This is a genomic window from Clostridium sp. LY3-2 (genome assembly GCF_024705715.1).
Taxonomy (GTDB): domain Bacteria; phylum Bacillota; class Clostridia; order Clostridiales; family Clostridiaceae; genus Clostridium.
In genome coordinates, this window is sequence record NZ_JAMDLQ010000025.1 from 63,642 (window position 1) to 80,610 (window position 16,969).

The 16,969-nt window shown below is 28.2% G+C and carries 16 protein-coding genes; 8 read left to right on the forward strand and 8 right to left on the reverse strand.

Features of this window, described 5'->3' with window-relative positions; translation table 11 throughout:
• Positions 1-175 precede the first annotated feature (175 nt).
• Both bsh and M4I33_RS08635 read left to right on the forward strand, forming a co-directional pair.
• Positions 176-1,165 (forward strand): choloylglycine hydrolase, encoded by a 990-nt coding sequence (gene bsh, locus M4I33_RS08630; RefSeq protein WP_257916407.1) that lies wholly within the window; start codon positions 176-178, stop codon positions 1,163-1,165.
• A gap of 110 nt (positions 1,166-1,275) precedes the next feature.
• Positions 1,276-2,544 (forward strand): conjugated bile salt MFS transporter, encoded by a 1,269-nt coding sequence (locus M4I33_RS08635; RefSeq protein ID WP_257916408.1) that lies wholly within the window; start codon positions 1,276-1,278, stop codon positions 2,542-2,544.
• Positions 2,545-2,581: 37 nt separating this feature from the next.
• Here M4I33_RS08635 and M4I33_RS08640 read toward each other — a convergent pair whose 3' ends face one another.
• Positions 2,582-3,877: an FtsW/RodA/SpoVE family cell cycle protein gene (locus M4I33_RS08640; RefSeq protein ID WP_257916409.1), complete on the reverse strand. Its 1,296-nt coding sequence runs from the start codon at positions 3,875-3,877 to the stop codon at positions 2,582-2,584.
• The gene (locus M4I33_RS08645; RefSeq protein WP_257916410.1) at positions 3,877-4,203 is read right to left on the reverse strand and encodes a PadR family transcriptional regulator; all 327 of its coding nucleotides are present in this window, start codon (positions 4,201-4,203) and stop codon (positions 3,877-3,879) included. The genes M4I33_RS08640 and M4I33_RS08645 overlap by 1 nt, the downstream gene beginning before the upstream one ends.
• Before the next feature lie 144 nt (positions 4,204-4,347).
• Between M4I33_RS08645 and M4I33_RS08650 the strand changes: the two genes are divergently transcribed.
• Together M4I33_RS08650 and M4I33_RS08655 are read left to right on the forward strand one after the other, a co-directional pair.
• Complete coding sequence (locus M4I33_RS08650; RefSeq protein WP_257916411.1) at positions 4,348-5,124, forward strand: SDR family oxidoreductase; 777 nt, start codon at positions 4,348-4,350, stop codon at positions 5,122-5,124.
• Between the two features lie 16 nt (positions 5,125-5,140).
• On the forward strand, positions 5,141-5,944 hold the full coding sequence (locus M4I33_RS08655) for a Cof-type HAD-IIB family hydrolase (RefSeq protein WP_257916412.1): 804 nt from the start codon (positions 5,141-5,143) through the stop codon (positions 5,942-5,944).
• 41 nt (positions 5,945-5,985) lie between these two features.
• Here M4I33_RS08655 and M4I33_RS08660 read toward each other — a convergent pair whose 3' ends face one another.
• The 4 genes from M4I33_RS08660 to M4I33_RS08675 form a co-directional block, all read right to left on the reverse strand.
• On the reverse strand, positions 5,986-7,533 hold the full coding sequence (locus M4I33_RS08660; RefSeq protein WP_374707706.1) for a glycine betaine ABC transporter substrate-binding protein: 1,548 nt from the start codon (positions 7,531-7,533) through the stop codon (positions 5,986-5,988).
• Entirely contained in the window at positions 7,526-8,662 is a 1,137-nt protein-coding gene (locus M4I33_RS08665) for a betaine/proline/choline family ABC transporter ATP-binding protein (RefSeq protein WP_257916413.1), read from the reverse strand. Before M4I33_RS08665 ends, M4I33_RS08660 begins: the two co-directional genes overlap by 8 nt.
• Before the next feature lie 264 nt (positions 8,663-8,926).
• Entirely contained in the window at positions 8,927-10,111 is a 1,185-nt protein-coding gene (locus M4I33_RS08670) for an ABC transporter permease (protein WP_257916414.1), read from the reverse strand.
• On the reverse strand, positions 10,104-10,838 hold the full coding sequence (locus tag M4I33_RS08675; protein ID WP_257916415.1) for an ATP-binding cassette domain-containing protein: 735 nt from the start codon (positions 10,836-10,838) through the stop codon (positions 10,104-10,106). Before M4I33_RS08675 ends, M4I33_RS08670 begins: the two co-directional genes overlap by 8 nt.
• Before the next feature lie 171 nt (positions 10,839-11,009).
• Here M4I33_RS08675 and M4I33_RS08680 point away from each other — a divergent pair, with 171 nt between their 5' ends.
• Positions 11,010-11,531, forward strand: coding sequence for a hypothetical protein (locus tag M4I33_RS08680; RefSeq protein WP_257916416.1), 522 nt, complete (start codon positions 11,010-11,012; stop codon positions 11,529-11,531).
• 230 nt (positions 11,532-11,761) lie between these two features.
• Positions 11,762-12,028: a hypothetical protein gene (locus M4I33_RS08685; protein ID WP_194191990.1), complete on the forward strand. Its 267-nt coding sequence runs from the start codon at positions 11,762-11,764 to the stop codon at positions 12,026-12,028.
• Between the two features lie 34 nt (positions 12,029-12,062).
• Here the strand turns inward: M4I33_RS08685 and M4I33_RS08690 are convergent, their stop codons facing one another.
• Positions 12,063-13,175 (reverse strand): HD-GYP domain-containing protein, encoded by a 1,113-nt coding sequence (locus M4I33_RS08690; RefSeq protein ID WP_257916459.1) that lies wholly within the window; start codon positions 13,173-13,175, stop codon positions 12,063-12,065.
• 234 nt (positions 13,176-13,409) lie between these two features.
• Complete coding sequence (locus M4I33_RS08695; RefSeq protein ID WP_257916417.1) at positions 13,410-15,311, reverse strand: glutamine synthetase; 1,902 nt, start codon at positions 15,309-15,311, stop codon at positions 13,410-13,412.
• Between the two features lie 256 nt (positions 15,312-15,567).
• On the opposite strand from M4I33_RS08695, the gene murI reads away from it, so the two are divergent.
• Complete coding sequence (gene murI, locus M4I33_RS08700) at positions 15,568-16,341, forward strand: glutamate racemase (protein WP_257916418.1); 774 nt, start codon at positions 15,568-15,570, stop codon at positions 16,339-16,341.
• 236 nt (positions 16,342-16,577) lie between these two features.
• On the forward strand, positions 16,578-16,850 hold the full coding sequence (locus tag M4I33_RS08705) for an STAS-like domain-containing protein (RefSeq protein WP_257916419.1): 273 nt from the start codon (positions 16,578-16,580) through the stop codon (positions 16,848-16,850).
• Positions 16,851-16,969 lie beyond the last annotated feature (119 nt).

Consider the following 16,969-nt stretch of genomic DNA (forward strand, 5'->3'; position numbering starts at 1 on the left):
GTTTTAATGAGTTATAAATGAATTAAAATCTATTTTGAAAATATTGGTTTTTTGTAAAGAGTTAATCTTTATAAAAAACTTTAGTATTTAAGTGTTTGACTTTGTTTGACTATAGAATTGATTATTGATATACCATTATTAAAGAGATTATTTAATTAAGAAAGAAGTGATAGAAATGTGTACAGGATTAACTTTAGTAACTAAAGATGGAGATCATTTATTTGGACGTAATATGGATATAGAGTTTACTTTCGGACAAGCTGTTGGGATTATTCCAAGAAATTTTGAATACATAAATATGTCAACAGGTGTTAAAGAAAAAACTAAAAATGCAATAATCGGAATGCTTACAATAATGGATGGGCATCCAATGCTTGCAGATGGTTTCAACGAAAAAGGTTTAGCTATAGCAGGACTTAATTTTCCAGGTTATAACTACAACGAACCTGAATTAATTAGAAGCAAGGTAAATATTCCAGCATATGATTTTATGTTATGGGCTTTATCTAACTTTGATGATTTAAATAGTGTAAAAGAAAAAGTAAATTCAGTAAATCTAATGGATACACAAATAAATGAAAAGGCACCTGCGCCAACATTACATTGGATGATAACTGATAAAACAGGAGACTCAATAGTAGTTGAACACACAAAACATGGCTTAAAGGTATTTGATAACAAGGTAGGGGTTTTAACTAACTCTCCAACATTTGACTGGCATGAAACTAATTTAAGACAATACATGGGAATGTATGCAGACCAAGCAGGAGAAACAACTTGGGGAGCTCAACAGTTAAACCCACTAGGAGTAGGTGCAGGTAGTGTGGGATTACCAGGTGATTTTACACCAGCTTCTAGATTTGTAAGAGTTGCATTTTTAAGACATTTTGCATTAGAAAATTGTAAAGATGAAGTGGATATAGGAGAGTTTTATCACATATTAAATAACGTAGCTATGGTAAAAGGTGCAGTTAGAACTCCTCAATACAAAAATGATGTAACTGCTTATTCATCTTGTATGAATCTTGAAAAAGGAATATATCACTATAACACTTATAACAACAATCAAATAAATGCTATAGATATGAATAAAGAAAACCTAGATGCAAAAGAAATTAAATTATTTGTATATAAAGATTCTTTAAATATAAATAATCAAAATTAATAATATATATTTGAATTTCAGTAGTAAGAAAATTAGATAATAGTTTAATTAATTTTCTTACTACTAAATTTAATTTATAGAAAATTAAATTTAGAAAGGATATGAAACTTATGGCTTTAAAAATAGAAAAAGGTAGTAACAAAAGAAAGTATATAATGATTTTTATTTGTATGCTTATACAAGCAATACCTTTTAGTGTTGCGCAAAATATTCAACCACTTTTCATACCATATGTAATTAAAAAATTTGATTTTTCACTAGCGGCATTTTCATTAATTTTTACATTTGGATCATTAGCTTCGGCTGCATGTTCTCCGTTTTTAGGAAAACTTTTTGGAAAGGTAAATATAAAAATATTATTTTTAGTAGGTAGTATTTTATCAAGCTTAGCTTTTGTTGGATTTGGATTTTCACATCATCTATTACAATTCTACTTGTTTTCAGCACTCGCACAAATAGGGTGTGTTATTTTTTCTGGGCTTGGTATTGCATATTTAATAGGCGCTTGGTTCCCTAAAAAAGGTAGAGGTGAAGCTTTAGGATTAGCTTTTGCAGGAGGGTCTATAGGTAATGTATTTTTACAACCACTAGTTTCCTCTATGTTAGGATCAAAAGGTCCTGATAAAACTTATATAATTTTTGGTATAGCTTCACTTGTAGCAAGTTTGATATTAGTTTTATTATTTATAAGAACACCAAAACCAGGAGAACTTAGTGATGAAGAGATTAATGGAAAAGCTGAAGATAAAGAGAAAGAGAAAAAAGAAGAAGGGTTCCAAGGTGTTGGAGCTGCTTTAACTAGAAAAAATAAATTTTTCTGGTTGTTTGGGATAGGATATGCATTTATAGGTGTAGCAATTGCAGCTTGTAGTACACAATATGCATCATATTTTAAATTACAATTGCATTTAAGTCCTAGTTTAATAGGTATATTAGGTTCAGTATTTGCATTCTTCTGCTTGTTCGGTAATATCGGCGGAGGTGCTTTATTTGATAAACTAGGTAGTTTTAAGGCTATGTTTATAGCATTTATATTACAAGGTTTAGCAATAATCGGAATGTTAATATCAAGATTTATTCCAGAGTTTTCATTTATGTTCTCAGTATGTTACGGATTATGCGTATTCTCATATATGTCAGGTCCAGCATTTATAACATCAGATATATTTGGTAAAAAAGAATCAAGTGTAAACTTAGGTACAGTAAGCTTAATGTTTGCTATAGGATTTGCATTAGGTTCAACTATATTTGGTATGTTTGCAGAAATGATAGGATTTAATATAGCTTGGATTGCCATGATTGTATTCTTAGTACTTGGATATTTCTTATTATTAACATCAATTAAAAAGGTTAAAAAACAAAATCAAAGTTTACAATAAATAATAAAAATAGCACCTAGAGTTTAGGTGCTATTTTTTATAATTTTATAGAAAAATTAAGTGATTTCTTATCTATATTATTAAAACTAATATCAGTAATAGATCTATTAGAATAAATATTTAATATAAGCCCAATAAGAAACATATTAGAAAAAATACTTACCTTACTGCTTGATAAAAATGGACTTATTGTATTTAAAAGAGGTGAAAAACCTAAATTACAAAGTAAAGTTAAAGCAAAGTTACAAGAAAGCATTGTAAATGCTGTTAATACAATTGATTTACCATAGCTATTTTTAATAGACCTTATATATTTAAATACCTTTACTAATAAAATTGTTATTAAACTTATTAAAATAGCAAAGGGGATATAGCCAAATCGACCTATAATGTATGTAAATATAAGCTCTGAATTTATAAGAGGAATACTTGATAAATCGATATTAGTAGCTTGTCCTATCAAGTTAGAGTTTGAAAGAACATCTTTAGTTAAAGAATAAATATAATATCCTGATGACTCAGGATTTGAAAAACTTAATAGAGAAGTTAATCTATAAATTAAATAATTGTTTTTAAATAAAACATAAAAACCAAAAATAAAAATAGAAAAACTAAAACCTAAAAAATTTAATTTGCTTCCTCTTTTAAAGACTAATACAAAAATACAAACCAAATATATTATTAGTCCAGATAATGAATTTAAATTTAATATAAAGGCTAACGGTATAATAAGTCTAAAAGTTGCACTTGGTTTTTCTATTAGTATTCCATTTATAGAAATCAGTAGGGGAATGATTAAAAGTATTGTTATCATAGGTTTAGGAACTATACTTAAATATAAATTATAGTTAAAGAGATTTAAAAACAAACAAAATAAACTAATATAATAAATAGCATTAGAATATTTATATAAAAATTTTATATTTAAAAATCTATAAGTAATATATAAAACTAAAAAGCCTAAAGAATAAGCAAAGATAGAGTTATAGAAACTTTTTAGGTTAAATGCATCTGTAGATATTTTAGATATAGAAAATAGTATTGTTAAGCAAGCAACCGCTAGGGATATAACTAAAGCCATTAAAAATACATCTAACTTTTTCTTGTGAACTAAGTTAAGTTCTTCTCCTATATCTTCAGAAGATCCCATTTCTAAAAGGGATTTTTCTAAAGCTGAATTTTCATCTAATCCTAAGGAGATATAGAAATAGAATTTATCTTCTATGTGGTTTAATAATTCTTCTCGTATTTCTAAATGCATATCTTTATTCTTTACTTTAGAAATAGTAGTATCTAAAAAAGATTTTACTTTATTGTTATCTTTAATATCCATTAAGAAGTACCCCCTAAAACTTTATTAACTGTTTTGCTAAATAAACTCCATTCTTTTTCCTTAGTTTTAAGATATTTTTTACCTTCTTTAGTTATTGAATAATATTTTCTTTTTCTATTAGTTTCACTTTCTTTCCAATAAGATTCTATTATTCCTTCGTTTTCTAGAGTGTGAAGAATAGGGTATAACGTACCTTCTTTAAATGAAAAAATTCCGTCAGAAGTAATTTCAATTGACTTTATCATTTGGTAACCATACATCTCTTCTTTATTTAATAAACCTAAGATTAAAAGAGATGTGCTTCCTTTTAATAATTCTTTATTCATGATAGCCTCCTTATACATAGGAATTCGATACATAGATTATCTATGTATTATTTTAACAATTAAAAGTAAAAATGTAAATATAGAACAAATATAAATCTATAAAAAATGGTAAAATAAAATTAATTTAAACCTTAGGGAGGAAGTATGGATAAAAAATTTTATACATTAATTACAGGAGGCACTAAGGGGATAGGCTTTGAACTTGCAAAACTATTTGCAAAGGATTTAGAAAATCTTATTTTAGTAGCTAGAAATGAAGAGGAACTTAAAAAAACAAGAGAGTTTTTAATAGAGAAATATAATATAGAAGTTTTAGTAATTAGCTTAGATTTAAGTGTGGAAAACTCTATTGATAAGCTTATAAAATTTGTGGAAGAAAATAATTTAATTGTGGATAAAGTTATAAATAATGCAGGGGTCGGAGACTTTGGTTATTTTAATGATACAGATAGAGATAAGGATAAAAGTTTAATAGATATAAATATAATAGCTTTAACAAAGTTAACTAAGTATTTCTTAAAAGGAATGGTTAAAAGAGAGGGTGGCGGAATATTAAATGTAGCTTCTACAGCAGCTTTTGTAGGAGGACCTAAGATGAGCATATATTATTCATCAAAAGCATACGTATTAACTTTAACAGAAGCTATTCACGAAGAAGTTAAAGATAAAAATATAAAAGTGTCTTGCCTTTGCCCTGGACCTGTAAAAACAACTTTTCAAGATAGAGCTGGAATTAAAAAATCAGAAAAAGCAAAGAAATATCTTATGGATGCAAAAGATGTTGCAAAGGAAGGGTATGAAGGTTTTAATATAAATAAGGCTATAATTATTCCAGGATTTAAAAATAAACTTATGTATTTTGGGACAAAAATTTTACCTAGGGGTATAATTAGAAAAATTATCTTTGCTACTAATAAGTAAAAAGGGAGAGAAAAGTATGTTTAAGGGCTATGTATTAGTTTCAGATATGGATGGAACACTGATTAACGATGAAAAAGAGATATCAAAAGAAAATATTGAAGCTATAGAAAGATTTATAGCAAATGGAGGACTCTTTACTATTGCAACAGGTAGAAGAAGAAATGGTTATGATAGATATAGTAATTTATTTAAAGTTAGCTTACCTGTTATATTAAGTAATGGAGGAACTATATTTGATTTTGAAAAAGAGGAACCTATACATAAAGTTCATCTTGAAGAAGAAAGAAAAAGTATAATAAAAAAATTAATTAATTCCAATTTAGATATTGAAATAACAATATGTAGTGAAGGGAAAAATTATGTTTTTAGAAAAAATAAATATACTGAAAGGTATGAAAAACTAGGTTTTGAAGCTATATTTGATATTCCAGAAGATATTTTAAAAAGAGAGTGGGATTCTATACTTATAGCAGGAGACGAAGATATATTAGATTCTTTAGAAGAGGAATTTAATTTAAAATATGATACTGAAATTCCAACTAGAACCGATAAAAATTATCTAGAAATAGTGCCAAAGGAAACTTCAAAAGGGAAGGCACTTCAAATGTTAATAGAAAGATATAATTTAAAAGATTCTATAGTAATTGCAGTTGGAGATAATATGAACGATAAAGATATGATAGAAGTTGCAACTTATGGATTTGCTATTAAAAATGGCAATGAAAGATTAATAAAAAATGCAAAATATTTAGCGCCAAACAATAACGAACACGCTATAGCATATATAATAAATAAGATTGAAGAAGGCTTAGATAAATAAAGATAAGGCATACTAAAAATTTAGTATGCCTTATCTTTATTTTAAATTAAACCTTGATTTTTTAAGAAATCTTTAGCTACACTTTCAGGTGATTTTTGAAGTTCATCTACCTGATAGTTAAGGTCAGTCATAGTTTCGTTATCTATTTTTCCGTTTAGCATATTAAAGATGTCTTTTAATTCAGGATGTTTTTCTAATATTTCGTTATTTACTATAGGAACAGCATAGTATGGAGAAAAGAAATTCTTATCATCTTCTAAAACTGTTAGGTTAAATTTCTTTAAAAGTCCATCAGTTCCAAAGGCGTCGATTACTTGACATTCGTTATTTTCAAGTGCTGAATACCTAAGGCTACCATCCATAGCTTTAACGTTTTTAAAGTTTAAATCGTAGAAGTTTTTAAGTCCTATTAAGCCGTCTTCTCTATTTTCAAATTCAAGAGTAGGAGATATTAAAAGCTCATTACTCACTTTAGATAAATCAGAGATTGTTTTTATATTATATTTAGAGGCAACCTCTGGCATCATAGCTAAAGTATAAGTATTATTAAAGCCTAAAGGATTAAGAACATCTATATTGTATTTACTATTCATTTCTTCTTTAACTTTATCAAATGCTTTCTTTTCGTCTTTAATAGGCGATTCCTTTAAAATATTTAAAAGAATAGTACCAGTATAATCTACATACATATCAAGATTTCCTGATTTTAAGGCATTAAAAGCAACAGAAGAACCACCAAGGTTTAGCTTTCTCTCTACGTTATAATCTGTGTGAGCTTCTATTAAATCAGCATACATATTACCTAAAATAAGTTGCTCTGTATAGTTTTTAGAACCTATAGTTATAGTTTCTTTTTTACTATTTATAAAAGACATAACAGAAGTTACTAGTATTACTAAAATCAAAAGGCTTGATATTATTTTTAGCCCTATAAAATTCTTTTTTGAAGATCTAGGGTTAAGTCCTTTTGGAGTAACTAAAAGTTCTATCTTACCGAAGATATAATCTACTAGTAAAGCAAGTAAACAAGCAGGTATAGCTCCAGCTAAAATCATGTTGTTATTAACAGTTTGAACTCCTGAGAATACTAAATAACCTAAACCACCAGCTCCTATAAATGCAGCAAGTGTCATAAGACCTACAGCAGTTACAGCTGATATTCTAACCCCTGCCATTATCATAGGAAGTGCTAGAGGAAGTTGAATTTTAAATAAAGTTTGATTTCTAGTTAAACCTATTCCTTTTGCAGACTCTAAGATAGTCGGATCAATTCTAGTAAGACCTGTAAATGTGTTTTTTACGATTGTAAGTAATGAATACATAACAACCATAAAAATAGCAGGTACACTACCTATCCCAAGAAGCGGTATTAATAGTCCTAAAAGAGCCATCGAAGGGACAGCTTGAACTAAATTAACAAAGCCTAAAATAGGTTTTCTAAGTTTAGAAACTCTAGATATAAGTATTCCTAAAGGAACTCCGACTAATATGGCTATAAATATAGCTGTTAATGTTAAAGTCATGTGCTGAATAAGTAAATCTAAAATTTCACCTTTTTTTGAAATTATAAAATCAAAAAAACTAGCCAAGTACGCTCACCTCCATATCGAGGAACTGCTCGCTTAAAACAGAAAGTAAACTACTTCTAGTAATAAGACCAACTAGCTTATTATCTTTTGAAGTAACAGGAATATATCCAACTGAATGTTCATTCATAACAGCAAGTATCTGAACTAATGTATCATCTAAGTTAACAGTTAAAAGATTTTTACTCATTATATCTTTTAAAAGAGTAGATTTATCTAGTGAACGCTTGATATCTTTAAGAGTCACTATTCCAAGTAAAGTATTATCTTTATCTGTGATAAGCAAACTATCAACCTTACTAGTTCTCATAATTTCTATACCTTGAAGTATAGTTCTTGAACTTTTAATTGATACTGGATCTTTTATCATAATATCAGTAGCTTTTATAAATTCAGGGTTATTCCAAACTCTTTCAGTTCCTATAAAGTTTTTAATGAAATCATTAGAAGGATTTCTTAAAATATTTTCAGGTGTATCGTATTGAGCTATTTTACCTTTGTGCATAATACAAATTTTATCTGCAATCTTTAAAGCTTCGTCCATATCGTGAGTTACGAAAACTATAGTTTTATGGAATTCTTCTTGAAGAGAAAATAATTCCTCTTGAAGAGCACTTCTAGTTATAGGGTCTAATGCACTAAAAGGTTCATCCATAAGTATGATTTCAGCATCGGTTGCAAAAGCACGAGCAACACCAACTCTTTGTTGCTGACCACCACTAAGTTCAACTGGGTATTTATTTAAGTTTATATCAGGATCTAAACCTACCATCTTTAGTAGTTCAATAGTACGGTTTTCGATTTCTTCTATTGTTTTTTCTTTTTTTAATCTAGGAATAAGTTCGATATTTTCCTTTATTGTAAGATGTGGGAATAGACCCGTATTTTGAATGACATAACCGATATGTCTTCTTAGATTAATTGGATTTTCTTTAGATAAAGGTTTGCCATCTATAAAAATTTCCCCAGAAGATGGCTCAATTAGCTTATTGATTAGTTTTAGTGTGGTGGTCTTACCACAACCACTAGAACCGATTATGACGACTAGACTACCTTTATCTATATTCAAGGAAATATCATCTAATATAAGATTATTTCCAAGTTTTTTAGATACGTTTTTTATTTCAATCATATATAGCCCTCCTTAAACTGACAACTTAAAAAATAAGTAAAGTTGTCACAATGAGTATATAAATATCATAACACTCAGATTGCAACTTCAAAAGATTAATTTAGCATACTAGAGTATTTTAAAGTATTATCTAATAATACAGAGTATTAGGATAGTAAGTATCTATTAAACTCATAAATAATGAAAAATTTCAAAATTAAGCAGTATTTAAAGAAAAATTTAAATAAAAAAAGAACATTTCAAAAAGAAATGTTCTTTTAAAATCTAAGCTCTAAAGACAACTTCTTCTTTAGAGAACATCTTTTTAGTTATAATTACTGAAGCTAATACATAAATAATTTGCCAAAAGAATACTATACCGATATGTGTAGGATTAAAGACTCCTGCCATAAGCTCTTTCATAAGCGCAACTGAATTTGCAACAGGCAGATTAAATATAAGCATAGACATATTTTTTGCATCCATAAACATAGGGATATAAGAAAGTATCATAACTGGCATTATAATTCCAGAAAGATAAGTTCCAGCTTCTTTTACAGACCTTGCAAAAATACTTATACTTATTTGAAGAGCGCAAACAGCTAATAATAAAAGCAAGCAAAGTATTATCATTATAGCTAAAGCCTTTGGAGATAGCATAAGTCCAAGGTCAGCATTATCACCACTCATAAAATTCGTTAAGGAGTAATAGATTGAACCTAAGCTAAGTATAAGGGCTAGTCCTGAAACAACACACATAGCTATTATCTTACCCCATAAAAGTGAGTTTCTATTACAAGACGTAGATAAAAGTGGTTCGAAAGTATTTCTTTCCTTTTCACCAGCACCTAAGTCAGCTGCTATAGCAAGAGCTGGAGATAGCATAAATATTATTATAAATGTTGGAACCATACTTCCAAGCATAGATGAATTTCCGTTAATTTCACCGCTATTATTTAATCCAGATTTTATATCAACATTAAATGGTTTTAATATTTTAGGGTCAATTCCAGATTGAACTAGCCTATCGCTTACTATTTTGCTTTCAAGACCTCTAAATAGCTCGTGAACTGTGTTAGAAGCTATTTGTGATTTGTTTGAACTATCGTCTACTAATATATCAACATTTAAATCTTTTTCAGATTTAACTCTCTCATCAAAATTAGAAGGTATATTTATTATAAGTTGAATATCACCGTCTTTTAATGCTTCTTTAGGGTCGTCTGGGGTTTTTATATTGATATTTTGCTGAGATTTTAAAATATTAGCTATACTAGAATTTGAATCACCTTGGATAACTATATTAATATTTTTATTTGCATCATCTACTGTATTTTCCATACTTTTATTCATAAACATAAAGATTAATGGAAAAACTATTATAGGAAGCAATATTGAAAAGAAAATAGTTTTCCTATCTCTAAAAATATCTTTAAGTTCTTTTTTTAAAACTACTAAAAAACTATTCATGTTTTGACCCTCCAATTAACTCTACAAACACATCTTCTAAGTCATCATTATTATATTTCTCTTTTAAATCAGAAATAGTTGAATTTTCAAGTAAAACACCTTTATGAATTATAACAACTCTATCGCAAAGTTTTTCAACTTCTTGCATAGAGTGACTAGAAAAAAGAATAGTCTTACCTTCGTTTTTGCATCTAGTTATGAATTCATGAATAGTACGCACGGCGCTAACATCAAGGCCAGTACTAGGTTCATCAAATAGCATTACGTTTGGATTATGAACTATAGAACGAGCGATTGATACCTTTTGTTTCATTCCTCTAGAAAAAGTAGAAACCTTCTTTTTATCTATATAATCTAACATATCAAATTGAGTTGCTAGTTCGTTTATTCTAGTATCTGCGTCCTTATCATTCATACCATAAAGATTAGCAAAGTATTTTAAATTTTCCCTTGCTGTAAGCCTATCATATAAACCTACATCTCCCCCAAAAAGGATTCCAATTTCTTGCCTAACCTTAGTAGGTTCTTTAGAAGATGATATTCCATTTACTATAGAGTCTCCAGATGTTATTTTAAGCATAGTTGATATCATTCTTAAAGTCGTTGTTTTTCCAGCACCATTTTCACCAAGAAGGCCAACTATTTCACCGGGATTTACTTTAAAAGATAAATCTTTTACTACAGTTGTCTTTTTAAAAGTTTTAGTAAGATTATTTAAAATTAACATAAATGTCCCCCTCTTTATATTTGTAATTTTTTACCATAGTATAGCATAAAGGAAAATTTTTGTAAATAGTATTATATACTATTTTAAACATTTATTTTAAACTCTTAATTGAAGGTTCTATAATTTTTAATAAGTAAATATAATATATAAAAGCCTTTAGGAGGGTATATTTTGAAAAAGAAAACAATAGGGTTTATATTTATATGTTTAATAGGAATTATTATATTTGGATTTAAGGAAGCTGAAGATAATACTGAAAAAGAAAATAGCGCAATTCAATCAACTATAGTTTTTAATGTTTATGGTGTAGATTCTAAAGAAACAGAAGTTAAAAAGGAAACAGAACTTAGAATAGCTAGAAAAGATTATGATATTAAAGAATCTTTAGAAAGTATATTAAATACTATTTCAGAGGAAAAGTTTGAAGGGTTAAAAATAGATGTGAAATCTATAGTAAACGAAGATGAAAAGAGCATAGTAAATATAGATTTAAGAGATATAGGAAATAAAAGCTTTAAGGAAGATTATTTTAAAGGGGTAGAAATAGGAGGAATAACAGAAAGTATTTTAATAGAAAATGTTCTTCAAAGAGAATTTGAAGGGGAGTGGATAGACGGTGTTCGCTTTACTTATAATGGTGAAAAAATAAAGAATAACCATATTCCTTTATTGGAATATGTTAATTATAGATAAGATTAGTCTAAAGGAATGTTTGGCGTTTAATGTCATGCTTTCTTTAGATTAATTTGTTACATAAAAAAGAAAATTAATAAAATTTGTAAAAAAATAATCTTTAGAACTAAGTAATAATGCGGTTTTTTAAATAATATACTGTTAACATAAGAAAATTATGTATTGACTTACGAACGAGCGTTCGATAAAATATAATCAAACGTTTGTTCGCATTAGAAGGAGTGTTAGTTATGAAATCAAATTCAGCAGTATTTGTTAAGTTAAATTATAAAACAATAGGGGAATTTAAAAGTTTAATAGTAGATAGAGAAGGAGATTTTAATAGTTCAGATAAATATTTAATGTGTGCTGGCAAGTACGATAAAAACGGTTGGACTATTGTCTTTAAAGCTAAAGATTATAAAGAAGCAGAAGAGATAGTTAATAGAGAATCACGTAAAAAGTCTAAACCATATTCTGCAACTGTATATAATAGTAATAGAAAAATTTTCTCTTAAAAAAATAAGGATATATTTCTAAAAGAAATACATCCTAAATATCATATTGAACATTTGAAATAACTAAAGATAATTCGTCTACTAGGCTAACTGTGTTTCCTATAAGACTTGAATTTTTTTCACTTTTTATGATTTTAATGTATGGTCTAAGTGGGTAGTTTGGAATTGTTTCTTGAACAACACCTATATCACCATTACTTAATTCTACTATAGTTCCAAATGGAAAAGGAACTATAACCTTAGAGAAAACTCTAACCATTTCAAAATCAAAGGCCTTGTCGGCATTTGCCATTATATACTCTAGTGCATCACTTGCACAAAGAGCTCTTCTATAAGGCCTGTTCGAAGTTAAGGCATCATAAACATCTGCAATAGCTACTATTCTAGCTAAATTATTTATTTTACTTCCAGATAATCCGTTAGGATATCCAGTTCCATCAATCTTTTCGTGGTGTTGATGGATTATTAACTTACTTGCCGTCGTAATATTACAATTCTTGCTTATGTAATCATATCCCTTTTGGGGATGCTCTTTCATTATTTGGAATTCGTCGTAAGTAAGAGGTCCTTGTTTTACTATTATTTCTTTTGGTATAAGAACTTTACCAATATCGTGTATAAGCCCACCAACACAGAGATTTACAAGATCTCTTTTAGGTAACTTTAGGCCAACCCCTAAAACAACAGATATTATAGCAACATTTACAGAATGTTGGTATGTGTAATTATCCATACTTTTTATATCTACTAAAGAAACTAGAAGGTTTTTGTTATTTAAAATATTATCTAATAGTTCTTCTGCGATACTATGGATTGAGTTAAAGTATTCATCACATTGTTTAAGTTGTTCATATTTCCCCTTTGGTGTGATTGGTGTGCAAGAAATAAGTCTTTCGACATTGTTGAAAGTTTCTTTTAAAACTTGAACAGATTTCTGACGAAGCTCAGGTTTTATAATGTCATCAATTTCTAAATCACTATATTTATCTACTATATAAATAGATAGTATGTTTACTCTTTTTATTCTTAGAATAAGATTTTCAGTTAAAGTAATACCTGCTTTTAAAAGAACTCGACCATCATTGTCGTATAAAGTTTTCCCAAGTAAAGATCCCCCTCTAACGCACTCTATAGGAACTAATCTCATCATGCACCTCATAAAACACTTTCTTAATATTAATTATACATAAAAAAATATCAATATTCTACAATATGTAAAAAATAATAGTTCATTACAAAGTACATAAAAATTAGTTTATTTAATATTTTTAAACTAATTAAATAAACTAATCAATAAAAAAATAAACATTATTTATAGGAGATTATTAAAAAGAGAGTAAATTAAAAAGAGATACATATTTTTATGTATCTCTAAATTATTTTATAGGTCTAATATATTTTTTTCATAAGAGCTATAAAGGTCTCTAAGTTCTTTCATTTTATCTTCAAGTTCTATATAAAGGTCTGAAGCTTTTTCATAATCCTCTAAAGAGAATGCATTTTTGATTTTTGTAAATAAAGACTTATTGTTTGAAGTGTCTTTCATAATATAATGTCTTAATTTATTTATTTCAGTCCAGTTATAAATATCTAAATCTAAAGCTTTATCTAATGAATGAAGTGCTCTATAACTTCTTACTAAATCCATATAATTATTTATAACTCTATGTTGGATTTCCATAGACCACCTTGAAAGAGAACCTATTTTAAAACTTTCGATTATCTTATCGTTAAATTCAGGATTTCTTTTTAGGCATTTTAATTTATCTTTATTAGTATCAAGTTGATTTAAATTTTCGAAAACTGTTCTAGGAACAAATCCAAAATAAGAATTTCTTTCTTCTTCAGTAAAGTGTTCGAAAACATCATACTCACTTCTATAAGCTCTATCTTTTTCAAGGTAAGTTGCATTTTCTCCAGCTTTTTTTGATAATTCATTTAATAAATCATCTTGAGATTTATTATTAACTGCTGCATAACAAATACCATCTAACATAGCAAGGTAAGATACTGCCATAGCTATATAAGTGTTTGTATGAGGGTTTGGAGATCTTAATTCAAATCTTGTAGCTAATGGATTTTCAAAATCACGGATAAGACCGATTAAGATTGTTCTATTTCTTGATGGATTTTCAGGAGCTAGTCCAAGTGAAGTAACTGTACATACAGGGGCTTCGAAACCTGGCTTTAGCCTCTTAAGTGAATTATTAGTTGAAGATATAAATGGATTCATAACTTCATAGTTTTTAAGCATACCCATTAAAGCGCCATAACCGATTTTGCTTAAATAATGGTCCTTTGGTACGTGGAACATATTAATTCTGCTTCCATCTTTAAGTTTAGCACTAACTCCAAGGTGTACGTGCATACCAGAACCTGCAACATCTTCTATAGGTTTTGCCATAAATGTAACATCAAGACCGTTTCTTCTGAAAGTCTCAGCTATAAGAATTCTTATAAATAATTCATTATCAGCAGCTTGAAGAGCAGAAGAATATTTCCAATCTATTTCTAATTGCTCAGTTATGTGGTTGAATTTTCCGCTAGATTCAAGTTTTGCACGAACTCCACCAACTTCTTTGTGACCCATTTCAGGTTCAAAACCGTACTTTTCCATAAGTTCAAGTGTTTTTTCAAGTGCCGTTCTAACATTACCCTTAGTACGATTCCAATAATGCTCGCAAAGGTGTTGTGAAGTTGAAAGGTCTTCTATATTTGCTGTATCGTTTGGAGTTTTTACCCAGAATTCAAGTTCGGTTGCAGAAGTTATCACTAATTCTTCTATATCATCTTTAGTGATATTGTAACAATCTAAGATACTAGGATTAGTATCAAAAAGATTTAAAAGAGTTGATTTGAATGTTTCTATTGAAGATTTTAAGATGTTTCTAGAGTCTACAGCCTTGTTGTTATGATGTAAGAAACAAGGAATTCTTAAAGTACCAACAGGTTTGTTTGTTATAGGGTCTATATTATCGTAATTATAGTCAATAAACCAATTACATTCTAAATCTGCAATCATATCGACTTTAGCATCGTTAAGAGTTGCTATTTTAGGTAGGACAACCGATGAACCGTCAGTCTGAACAGCTACACCATGTAAGAAAGCTTCCATATCGTCTAAAAAAAGTTTAACTGGTATTTTTTCGTCAGTATCATTGCCGGCAAGATCTATACCTACTAATGAAACAAATCTAATTTGTGGATTTTCTAATAGTATTTTTGATAAGTCTTCTTTGTTATGAAGATTTTTAGGTATTGTATAAATCATATTTTCAATCATAAGTCGTATTCTACACATAAAAGAATAATAAGTGTAGAAATGTTCACATCCTTCCATATAAAGTCGAATAAAAATCAATAAATAGATGATAACATTCGCAATATTTAAAAAGATTTTACTATAATTAGTGATTATAGTCAATAATTGAATTTATAGTATTAAGATAAAGTATTAAAATTAAATTTATATATAGATTTATTTATTTTAAAGTAATAAAATTAAAAGCAAGATGATAATAGACAGGAGTGATTAAGCTTTGGATAAGAAGGATATGCCAATAGGATTTTTTGATTCAGGAGTTGGAGGATTAAGCGTTTTAAGAGAAGCGCTAAAGCTTATGCCAAATGAAAATTACATATATTTTGGGGATTCAAAAAATGCTCCTTATGGAACAAGAGACATGAAAGAAGTTAGAGATTTAACATTTGATGCAGTTCATTTTTTATTTGATAAAGGTGCAAAAGCTATAGTAGTAGCTTGTAATACAGCAACTAGTGCAGCTGTTTCTGAACTTAGAAGAACTTATAAAGATGTACCTATAGTAGGAATAGAACCAGCAGTTAAACCAGCAGTTGAACTGGGAAAAAAAGGAAAGATAGTAATAATGGCAACTCCTTTTACTCTAAAACAAGAAAAGTTTAAGAGGTTGATGAGCAAATACGAAAGAGATGCAGAAATAGTACCTATGCCTTGTGCAGGGCTTGTTGAATTTATCGAAAAAGGTGATTTAGATAGTGATGAAGTTCATGATTATCTAAAAGGTAAATTTAAAGATTTTAATAAAGGCGATATAGCCTCTGTTGTTTTAGGGTGCACTCACTATCCATTTATAAGAGAGACTTTAAGCGAAGTTTTAGGAGATGAAGTTTCTATTATAGATGGAGGAGAAGGAACTGTTAAAGAAGTTAAGAGAAGGTTAGAATTAGCAGATCTATTAACAGATAGAGAAGAAAAAGGAAAAGTTTCTTTTTATAATTCTTGTGAAAGAGAAGAGATTTTAGAATTAAGTAAGAAACTTATAAAATATTAGGGAATTTATTTAAAAGTGAAGAGTAAATCTTCACTTTTTTTTATTATGTGCATAGTATAAAGTGAGTATTATTAATGATTTAACAACATACATATAGATGAGAAAGAAAAATTTATCCAAATGTTTGTGAAATAGTTGACAAACATTTTGGGCTTTGGTATATTATAGGTGAAGAGAGAATTGTCAGAAAATTTAAAAAAGACAATTAATTTAAAAATTTTAAGAGGTGATTTATTATGATGATTAATGTAAGAGAATTTTTAGGAAACAACTTTGGTATAGAGGATGCAATAGTTTTAAGAGAGGAGATTAAGAAAAATTTAAATAGCGGAGTTACTTTAGATTTTACTGGAATGGAAAGAGTACCTAGCACATTTTTAACTTGTCTATTCAGTGACCTAATAAACAAAAACGGAAGAGAAGCTATTTTTAACGCTATAAATGTTAATAACTTAACAAACTACAGTGATTTTGCAAGAGTTGTAATGGGAACTACATTCTTAAATTAATATGAGGTAACAGAATGAGTGAAAAATTAATATTATATGAAAAGCTACTGTCTTTTAATTATTGAGATAGTAGCTTTTTGTGCTTTTAAACCTAAATATTACATATAGAAAACACATTT

What these genes read in the sequence shown, in the direction of transcription:
- bsh (WP_257916407.1), top strand. Translation starts at nt 176, where the DNA reads ATGTGTACAGGATTAACTTTAGTAACTAAAGATGGAGATCATTTATTT.
- M4I33_RS08635 (WP_257916408.1), top strand. Translation starts at nt 1,276, where the DNA reads ATGGCTTTAAAAATAGAAAAAGGTAGTAACAAAAGAAAGTATATAATG.
- M4I33_RS08640 (WP_257916409.1), bottom strand. Translation starts at nt 3,877, where the DNA reads ATGGATATTAAAGATAACAATAAAGTAAAATCTTTTTTAGATACTACT.
- M4I33_RS08645 (WP_257916410.1), bottom strand. Translation starts at nt 4,203, where the DNA reads ATGAATAAAGAATTATTAAAAGGAAGCACATCTCTTTTAATCTTAGGT.
- M4I33_RS08650 (WP_257916411.1), top strand. Translation starts at nt 4,348, where the DNA reads ATGGATAAAAAATTTTATACATTAATTACAGGAGGCACTAAGGGGATA.
- M4I33_RS08655 (WP_257916412.1), top strand. Translation starts at nt 5,141, where the DNA reads ATGTTTAAGGGCTATGTATTAGTTTCAGATATGGATGGAACACTGATT.
- M4I33_RS08665 (WP_257916413.1), bottom strand. Translation starts at nt 8,662, where the DNA reads ATGATTGAAATAAAAAACGTATCTAAAAAACTTGGAAATAATCTTATA.
- M4I33_RS08670 (WP_257916414.1), bottom strand. Translation starts at nt 10,111, where the DNA reads ATGAATAGTTTTTTAGTAGTTTTAAAAAAAGAACTTAAAGATATTTTT.
- M4I33_RS08675 (WP_257916415.1), bottom strand. Translation starts at nt 10,838, where the DNA reads ATGTTAATTTTAAATAATCTTACTAAAACTTTTAAAAAGACAACTGTA.
- M4I33_RS08685 (WP_194191990.1), top strand. Translation starts at nt 11,762, where the DNA reads ATGAAATCAAATTCAGCAGTATTTGTTAAGTTAAATTATAAAACAATA.
- M4I33_RS08690 (WP_257916459.1), bottom strand. Translation starts at nt 13,175, where the DNA reads ATGAGATTAGTTCCTATAGAGTGCGTTAGAGGGGGATCTTTACTTGGG.
- M4I33_RS08695 (WP_257916417.1), bottom strand. Translation starts at nt 15,311, where the DNA reads ATGATTGAAAATATGATTTATACAATACCTAAAAATCTTCATAACAAA.
- M4I33_RS08705 (WP_257916419.1), top strand. Translation starts at nt 16,578, where the DNA reads ATGATGATTAATGTAAGAGAATTTTTAGGAAACAACTTTGGTATAGAG.